This is a genomic window from Quyinboa ferrireducens, assembly GCF_042436675.1.
Lineage (GTDB): Bacteria > Bacteroidota > Bacteroidia > Bacteroidales > UBA5342 > JBHJHP01.
Map to the genome: position 1 here is coordinate 1 of NZ_JBHMVA010000091.1, position 789 is coordinate 789.

A 789-nucleotide genomic window follows, 5' to 3' on the forward strand; every position below is an offset into this window, starting at 1 on the left:
AAAATGACATACAACGTTCCCGCGGTATGGTGTCGTGCGGTTGACTGTCCCACGAAGTGGAGACTGTCAAGCCGAAACCGACGCCAGGATGCATATAGATTTGCAAGATAAAAGAACCGCATGCACTATGCACCGCGTGTTGTGTACCGTGTTTTATTGTGCATAGTCTACTTCTAATTCATTTCTATCTAAATCAACTCGATACCAACCTTCATGACCAGATACATTCCCCGTTATTGGAGGAATTACTTCGATAGTTCCATCAGGTAGAGGTTTTTTTGATAATTCTGAATTTGCTTTATCAAGATTATATTTATAAACGTAACTGTCAATATGGTCTAGATGAAATACGAATATAGAATCATTTTCTATGGTGATTTCAAAAATTAAAAATTCACTTGTTTTCAGTTCTTTTAATTCAAGTTTGTTTCTTAATAAGTCAACAGCAAGGCTTTCTATAAAATTAGTCGTTTTATAGTTGTCAAGTCTCCAATAAGGTAAAACATTAATTAAAGAGTCTAATATGTTATTTGAAATTTGACTATTAATTCCTCCAAAGTTTCCATGTGCGATATAAACATTCGAGTCTAAGTCAGTAAAGTTATTTTTTCTTGTCTGACAATAACTCAATAAAAACATTAATATCAGTATGCTTGGAGGAAAGCTTTTAATAATATTCTTCATAAGAATCTATTTTGTCACAACATGGTACACAACGTTCCCGCGGTATGGTGTCGTGCGGTTGACTGTCCCACGGAGTGGAGACTGTCAAGCCGAAAACGACGGCAT

1 protein-coding gene is annotated in these 789 nt (G+C 35.6%); it reads right to left on the minus strand.

Features of this window, described 5'->3' with window-relative positions; genetic code table 11:
* Positions 1-153 precede the first annotated feature (153 nt).
* Positions 154-684, minus strand: coding sequence for a hypothetical protein (locus tag ACE01N_RS20560; protein WP_380592972.1), 531 nt, complete (start codon positions 682-684; stop codon positions 154-156).
* Between the last annotated feature and the right edge of the window lie 105 nt (positions 685-789).